Origin of the sequence: Fusobacterium sp. DD2 (genome assembly GCF_018205345.1) — a bacterium.
Classification (GTDB): domain Bacteria; phylum Fusobacteriota; class Fusobacteriia; order Fusobacteriales; family Fusobacteriaceae; genus Fusobacterium_A.
Window position 1 is genome coordinate 1 of record NZ_JADRHM010000092.1, and the last position, 7,890, is coordinate 7,890.

Here is a 7,890-nt window from a genome sequence, read left to right on the forward strand (position 1 = left end):
AGGCATATTAAATTCCATTATTTTAATCCTCCTACAAAAAATTTTCCTTTTTCATTATTCTTGCTTGACCTATAAAATACTTTTTCTATTGTATTTGTAAACATTTTCATATTTAACAAATATACAGGAGCTGAAAAAGTTAGAAAACGCTCCTTTTTTAAAGTATAGTCTTTTATACCCTAGTCCTTTACAGTATAACTATTCTGCTTTGATGTACGGTTTTTAAAGTCAAAATTTATACTAGACTGGTACTTGCCATATTTAGTATACCACTTTTTTATATAATTTTTAACCCCTTTTCACAATTTTTTGTGTTTTTTTAATTGTGCTTTTAAACAATTGTAGTGATTATTGACTTTTTTATAAACACGTTGTCAATATATGGACTTTCACTCTAAGTTATATCAATATTCCCTTTTAAAGTCAAGAATTATATTTTGACAATCTTAATAAAATCAATATTTGCTCTCTTATATAGAAAAAAGTAACCATTTCTGAATTCCTCATTTTTTGAATACTAAATAATACTTAACAAATTCAATATTTTTTATTTTCTTTTAAAAACTCAATAAAATCAACATATTTTGAAAGTTTGAAAAATTTTAAAGTTGATATTTTTAAAAAAATATTCTATAAACTCTTTTTTTAACTATTCATTTTCTATATGTAATCATTAAAAATATGAATAGTTATTTTGAGATTTATTTTTATAATTGAACTATCTTTATCCACTCATTTCCTCTTAATTAGGAAAAAACACCCTCTTAAATGATTTTTTTATTTGAAGTAAAGAGATTTGATAGTACAATATAGTAGAGGGAAAAATAACTACATTAATATAAAAAGAATATAAAAAAACTTTAAAAAGATAAAAATCAAATATTAATATAAATAATAAGGAGGGCCCATGAATAAGAGTTTTGTGCATCTTCATCTACATACTGAGTACAGTCTTCTAGATGGAGTAGGAAAAATAGATGAATATATAGAAAAAGCTAAAATTCTCAATATGCCAGCTATAGCTATCACTGACCATGGAAATCTCTTTGGAGTCCTGGAGCTTTATAAGAAGGCGAAAAAAAACGGTATAAAACCAATAATTGGTCTTGAAGCATACATTTCAGAAAAAGGTATGGAAGATAGAGAAGGTCGAAATTTCCATCTTGTATTGTTAGCTGAAAATTATGAAGGTTATAAGAATCTACTAAAAATAAGTTCTGAAAGTTATCTTCGTGGATTTTACTATAAACCTCGTGTAGATAAAGCATATCTTAAGGAACATAGCAGTGGTCTTATTGCTCTGTCAGCATGTATGAACGGAGAAATATCACGTAGAATTATGGATAAAGAGCCTGAGGAAAATATAAATAAAGCTCTTAATGAATACATTGAAATTTTTGGAAAAAACAACTTCTATATAGAGGTACAGGGAAATGGTATCGAAGAACAAAAGATACTCAATGAAAAACTCTATGATTTAGCTAAAGCAAATGATTTAAAACTTGTAGCAACAAATGACACTCACTATGTAAATCAGGGAGATCATACACTGCAGGATATTATGATTTGTATTCAAACTGGTGCTAAATTAAATGACCCTAACAGAATGAGAATAAATACAAAGGAACTATTTTTTAAAAGTAGAGAACAGGTTCTTGATGGACTGGGTCCTAAATACATGGAAGCTATTGATAATACTCTTGAGATAGCTGGAAGATGTAATGTTGATATTGAATTTGGAAAATTTAAATTTCCTGAATACAAACTGCCAACATGTATGAAAAGTATAGAAGCCTTCTTAAGAAAACTTGTATATATGGGGCTTGCAAAACGTTATCCATTAGGTCTTACCAAAGGTATTGTTGGAAGAATTGAATATGAGCTTGGAATAATAGAAAAAATGGGATATGCTGGTTACTTTGTTGTAGTATGGGACTTTATAGATTTTGCCAGAAGAAACAATATCCCAATAGGGCCAGGAAGAGGATCTGCTGCAGGAAGTTTAGTTGCCTATGCACTTGGAATTACTCAATTGGATCCTTTAAAGTATAATCTTATTTTTGAAAGATTTTTAAATCCAGAAAGAATATCAATGCCAGATATTGATATAGATATATGTCAGGAAAGGCGTCAGGAAGTTATTGAGTATGTTATTGAAAAATATGGTGCTGACAAGGTAGCACAAATTATTACATTTGGAACAATGAAAGCAAGAGCTGCTATTAGAGATGTTGGAAGAGTTATGGATACTCCTCTTTCAAAAGTAGATAAAATAGCTAAACTTGTTCCTTTTAATACAACTATCAGAGAAACTTTAAACAGTGTAGATGAATTTAGAAAGCTCTATCTGGAAGACAAAGAGATTCAGCAGATTATAGATGTTTCAGCAAAAATAGAAAACAAAGTTAGACACGCATCTATCCATGCTGCAGGTATTGTTATAACTAAAGACCCATTAACTGATAATGTTCCTCTATATTGTGATAGTAAAAAAGTTGTTTCAACTCAATATCAAATGAAGGAACTGGAAGATCTTGGACTTCTAAAAATGGACTTCTTGGGATTGAGAAACCTGACTAATATTCAAAGAACTATTGAATATATAAAGGAAGATACTGGTGAAGAGATAAAACTTGATGAGATTCCTTTAAATTCTAAAAAAGTCTATGATATGCTATCACGTGGAGATACTTCTGGAGTGTTCCAATTGGAATCTAGAGGAATAAGAAATATCCTTATGAAACTTCAACCTGATAAATTTGAAGATATTATAGCTTTACTTGCACTATATAGACCTGGACCATTAGGTTCTGGAATGGTAGATGATTTCATTAATGGTAAAAATGGAACTATTGAAATAAAATATCCTCACCCTTCTCTTGAAGAGACCTTGAAAGAAACTTACGGGGTTATACTTTATCAGGAACAGGTAATGAAAATTGCAAATATCATGGCTGGATATTCCTTAGGTGAAGCAGACCTGCTAAGAAGAGCCATGGGTAAGAAAAACATTGAAATAATGGAACAGAACAGAGATAAATTTATCAAACGTTCTGTTGAAAATGGATATAGTGAAGAAAAAGCCATGGAGATGTTTGAGCTTATAGATAAGTTCGCTGGATATGGATTTAATAAATCTCACTCTGCTGCTTATGCTCTAATTGCATATTGGACTGCATATTTTAAAGCATTCTATCTAAAACATTACTATGCTGCACTTATGACATCAGAAATGGCACATATTGAAAATATTGCCTTTTATGTTGAAGATGCTAAATACCATAAACTTAAACTTCATCTTCCAGATGTAAATAAGCCTACTTCTAAATTTATTGTAGATAAAGAGGGAATTGTCTTCTCACTTGCAGCAATAAAAAATGTAGGAGAGGGAATTGTTGATAAAATAATGGAAGAACACAACTTAAATGGCGATTTTAAAGATTTAGAAGACTTTGTAGTGAGAACAAGAAGCTATGGACTCAATAAAAAAGCTTTAGAATCACTAATACTTGCTGGAGCTTTAGATTCACTTCCTGGAAATAGAAGACAAAAATTTGAAGCCATAGATAAAATAATGGATTTTGCAAATAGAAAGCTTAAAGAGGATGATATTCAACAGATGAACCTTTTTGGAATGGCAAAATCAGCTCTTGGAAAATTTACTCTGCCTCAGGCAGAAGAGTATTCCCTTGATGAGATACTTGCAAAAGAAAAAGAGTATCTGGGATTTTATTTCAGTGCACATCCATTGGATAAATTTAGAGATATCATTACTACATTTAGACTCACTCCTATTACAGAGATAAAAGAGGATAAAAATACAGGTTTTGTACAGACTTACGGAATATTGAGAAATATAAAAAAAGTGGTAACTAAAAAATCTGAAATTATGGCTATATTTGATATTGAAGATTATTACAACTCTATATCATGTATCGCTTTTCCACGAGATTATCAAAGATATGTTCATATATTTGTAGAGGGAAAACCGGTCTTTATCAGAGGAAATAGCCAGATTGACTATTTTAAAGGTGAAGAAAAGAAAAAAATTATAATCCGTGATATAATGTTCCTAAATGATATTCTAAGAGAAAAAAGTAATCGTCTATATATTCTTATTCTTGAAAAGGATAAAGAAAAATTCAGCAGACTTAGAGATATTATTAAAAGTTATCCAGGTGATGCACCTGTGTACTTTGCCATTAAAGGAAAGAATATAAAAAAAGTAAGACTTACAAAATTTAAAGTGGAGCTGTCATCTCATTTTCTTTCAGAAATTGTAAAACTCATGGGAGAAGATAAGGTTACAATTCGTTGAAACTCAAATTATATTGAAATATACAGTACTTAATGGTAAAATATATAAAAAATAAGGAGGATTCTATGAAGGGTGATATGCAAACTGTTGAAGAATTAATGAAAATTCTTCAGGAAAAGAAACTTACAGAGATCTCTTTTGAGACATCTGACGTTAAAATAACTATCAAAGCTGATCCTGTTCAAGAAAAGAAAAAAGTTCAAGAAAAACCTAAAAAGAAAGAATGTAACGAAGAAAAAATAGATAAAAATCATAAAGATATAGTATCAGAACATGTAGGAAGATACAACTTTATTAAAAAAGATGGTTCTCCAATTATATCAATTGGACAAAGTGTAAAAGAGGGAGAGGAACTTGGAAATGTTATAGCTGTTGGGGTAGCTCTGCCAGTTGTTTCTAAGTTTTCTGGTGTGATAGAAGATATCTATGTAAAAAATGGAGACCCAGTTGATTATGGTAAACCATTAATAAAAGTAAAAATTTCATAATCTGACAATTTTGGATTATCGGGAGGAAATGTAATGTTTAATAAAATACTTATTGCTAATAGGGGAGAAATAGCAGTTAGAATTATAAGAGCAGCAAAAGAATTGGATATTAAAACTGTTGCTGTGTATTCTGAAGCTGATAAGGACAGTCTCCATGTTAGATTAGCAGATGAAGCTGTATGTATAGGTGGAGTTTCAAGCTCAGAGTCTTATCTTAAAGTTCCAAATATTATTGCAGCTGCTGAAATAACAGGAGCCGATGCTATCCATCCAGGATATGGGTTCCTTTCTGAAAATGCAAAATTCGCATCTATTTGTAAAGAGCATAATATTGCATTTATTGGACCTAGACCTGAGTGTATCTCAAAAATGGGAGATAAAGCAACTGCCAGAGCAACTGCTGTAGCAAATAATGTTCCTGTAACTAACGGAACTGGAATAATCACTAGCATCTCTGAAGCCAAAAAACAGGTAAATGAATTTATCACTTACCCAGTTATGATAAAAGCCACTGCTGGTGGTGGTGGTAAGGGAATGAGAATCGCCAGAAATGATGAAGAACTTGAAAAAAATATAGTTGCAGCTCAAACAGAAGCTGGATCAGCATTTGGAAATCCAGATGTATATATAGAAAAATTTGTTGAAAATCCAAGACATATAGAGATTCAGATTTTAGGAGATAAATATGGTAATGTAATCTATTTGGGAGAGAGAGACTGCTCTATTCAAAGAAGACATCAAAAACTTATTGAAGAAGCACCATCTTTTTCACTTCCATTAAATGTAAGAAAGGCAATGGGAGAAGCTGCAGTTACACTTGCAAAAGCAATAAATTATGACTCAGCTGGTACTTTAGAATTCTTAGTTGACAAGCATAACAATTTCTATTTCATGGAAATGAATACAAGAATTCAGGTAGAACACACTGTTACAGAGATGGTTACAGGTCTTGATATAATTAAACTTCAAATTCAGATTGCATCTGGAGCAAAGCTTAATATTTCTCAAGATGATATTCAACTATTTGGACATGCAATAGAGTGTAGAATAAATGCTGAAGATACAGAAAATGGATTTTTACCATCACCTGGTGTCATTACTAAATATATTGTGCCAGGAGGAAATGGTATAAGAGTAGATTCACACTCTTATCAAGGATATGAGATTTCACCTTATTATGATTCAATGATTGGAAAGCTTATAGCCTTTGGAATCGATAGAAAAGAAGCTATTGCAAAAATGAAAAGAGCTCTAAATGAATACATAATTGAAGGTATAGATACCACAATTCCTTTCCATCTTCAAGTATTCAATAATGAACTATATATTGAGGGTAAAACATCAACTAATTTTATAGAGGAGAACTTCCCTAAAAAATAATTTGATATTAAGGTGGTTTTTTTAAAGAAAATTAGGTATAATATAGTAAACAAAGGTTACACAACAAATAAAATTACACGGGGGTGTTTCAATGAGTGAATTAGGAAATATAAGAATATCTGATGATGTTGTTAAGACTATAGCAGCTAAAGCAGCATCTGATGTTGAAGGTGTTTACAAATTGGCCGGTGGGGTTGCTGATGAAGTTAGCAAGATTCTTGGGAAAAAGAGACCTACTAATGGAGTAAAGGTAGAAGTTGGAGAAAAAGAGTGCAGCATTGAAGTATTTATCATAGTTGAATACGGATACCTTATTTCAGACGTTGCTCACGAAATTCAAAAATCTGTTTTAAAAGCAGTTTCTGAATTAAGTGGTTTGAAAGTTGTGGAAGTAAATGTTTATGTTCAGGATGTAAAAATTAAGACTGAAGAAGCTCCTGAAACTGAGGGAGAAGAAACAGAGATGTAACTTCATAGAGGTGTCTAAAAGCACCTCTAATCTTTTATGTAGGTGATAATTTATGTTTAAAAAATTTATTTTTTTCCTGGCATGGATAGGTGTTTTCGTTCTTTCATTGACAGGGATAGTTTATGTAGTTATGCCAAAGTACTTTGTACAATTTAATACATATATTGGAACATTTGGTTATGATATGGTAGTATTAGGAATATCAATTATTTATTTCATAATCTGTTTAGTTAAATTTTTCTCTCTTTTTGAAAGAGAAAAAGATTATGTTATAAAAACAGAAGATGGAGTAGTATATATTTCTGCTGCTACTGTTACAACTTTTATAAGAGATCTTCTTTCTGATGATAAAGATATCTCGAATTTAAAAGTTGACACATTTAAAAAGGGAAGAAAATTCAACATTAAAATCAAACTTGATATACTTTCTAATGGAGATGTATCAGGTAAGTCAATGTCTATTCAAAATGAAATCAAAAATAAACTTGCAGATAAAATGGGAATAGAAGTTGGAAATGTTCAGGTAAAAATCTCTAAATTAGCATTAAGAGATAGTGACCCTGAAGAGAAATAAAGGAGGATAGACTATGCTAGAGGAAATGATTGCTACTCTTGTGTATAACAGGAAAAGATATCTCTATGGTTTCCTAGCCTTTGTAATAGCCTTACTTCTAGTTACAGTAGGTTTAGCTAATACTGTTTTTATTGCCGTTATTACTGCAATAGGTTATTGTTTAGGTAGTCCTGGTTTAGATAAAAAGTTTAAAAAAATTAAAGATATTTTAACTGAAAAACAGACTGATGAAAAAGGTAAAAATTAAGTAAGAGAGGAAACAAATGAGTAGAAGAGAAGCAAGAGAAGAACTTTTCAAACTAGTTTTTGAAAGTGAATTAAAAGACGAAAGTACTAAAGAGGTTTTTGACAGCTATCTTAAAAGAGAAGGAGTAATTTCTAACGAGAAAGATATGGCTTTCATAAAAAAATATATGGAAGGTATAACTGAGCACAATGAAGAAATACTAAAAACAATTAACGAAAATATCGTTGGATGGACATTTGAAAGAATTGGAACTGTTGAAAAAACACTTCTTAAATGTACAGTATATGAATTACTATTTGAGGATACTCCTCATGAAATAGCTATAAATGAAGCTGTTGAACTTGCTAAAGTATACGGAGATGACAAAACAGCTGAATTTGTAAATGGAGTTTTGGCGAAAATAATCAATAAATA

7 protein-coding genes are annotated in these 7,890 nt (G+C 30.6%); all 7 read left to right on the top strand.

Annotated features, from left to right (window positions below; genetic code table 11):
* Window positions 1–907 precede the first annotated feature (907 nt).
* On the top strand, window positions 908–4,318 hold the full coding sequence (locus IX290_RS10790; protein ID WP_211493197.1) for a DNA polymerase III subunit alpha: 3,411 nt from the start codon (window positions 908–910) through the stop codon (window positions 4,316–4,318).
* Between the two features lie 65 nt (window positions 4,319–4,383).
* A complete protein-coding gene (locus IX290_RS10795; protein WP_211493198.1) occupies window positions 4,384–4,806 on the top strand; it encodes a biotin/lipoyl-containing protein in 423 nt (140 codons plus the stop codon).
* A gap of 33 nt (window positions 4,807–4,839) precedes the next feature.
* Complete coding sequence (gene accC, locus IX290_RS10800; RefSeq protein ID WP_211493199.1) at window positions 4,840–6,186, top strand: acetyl-CoA carboxylase biotin carboxylase subunit; 1,347 nt, start codon at window positions 4,840–4,842, stop codon at window positions 6,184–6,186.
* Window positions 6,187–6,277: 91 nt separating this feature from the next.
* Window positions 6,278–6,655: an Asp23/Gls24 family envelope stress response protein gene (locus tag IX290_RS10805; RefSeq protein WP_211493200.1), complete on the top strand. Its 378-nt coding sequence runs from the start codon at window positions 6,278–6,280 to the stop codon at window positions 6,653–6,655.
* A gap of 52 nt (window positions 6,656–6,707) precedes the next feature.
* Complete coding sequence (gene amaP / locus IX290_RS10810; RefSeq protein WP_211493201.1) at window positions 6,708–7,229, top strand: alkaline shock response membrane anchor protein AmaP; 522 nt, start codon at window positions 6,708–6,710, stop codon at window positions 7,227–7,229.
* Between the two features lie 13 nt (window positions 7,230–7,242).
* Window positions 7,243–7,476, top strand: a complete 234-nt coding sequence (locus IX290_RS10815; RefSeq protein ID WP_211493202.1) for a DUF2273 domain-containing protein — start codon at window positions 7,243–7,245, stop codon at window positions 7,474–7,476.
* Between the two features lie 16 nt (window positions 7,477–7,492).
* A partial coding sequence (gene nusB, locus IX290_RS10820) for a transcription antitermination factor NusB (RefSeq protein ID WP_211493203.1) occupies window positions 7,493–7,890 on the top strand: 398 nt, incomplete at its 3' end.

What these genes read in the sequence shown, in the direction of transcription:
- IX290_RS10790 (WP_211493197.1), top strand. Translation starts at nt 908, where the DNA reads ATGAATAAGAGTTTTGTGCATCTTCATCTACATACTGAGTACAGTCTT.
- IX290_RS10795 (WP_211493198.1), top strand. Translation starts at nt 4,384, where the DNA reads ATGAAGGGTGATATGCAAACTGTTGAAGAATTAATGAAAATTCTTCAG.
- accC (WP_211493199.1), top strand. Translation starts at nt 4,840, where the DNA reads ATGTTTAATAAAATACTTATTGCTAATAGGGGAGAAATAGCAGTTAGA.
- IX290_RS10815 (WP_211493202.1), top strand. Translation starts at nt 7,243, where the DNA reads ATGCTAGAGGAAATGATTGCTACTCTTGTGTATAACAGGAAAAGATAT.
- IX290_RS10805 (WP_211493200.1), top strand. Translation starts at nt 6,278, where the DNA reads ATGAGTGAATTAGGAAATATAAGAATATCTGATGATGTTGTTAAGACT.
- amaP (WP_211493201.1), top strand. Translation starts at nt 6,708, where the DNA reads ATGTTTAAAAAATTTATTTTTTTCCTGGCATGGATAGGTGTTTTCGTT.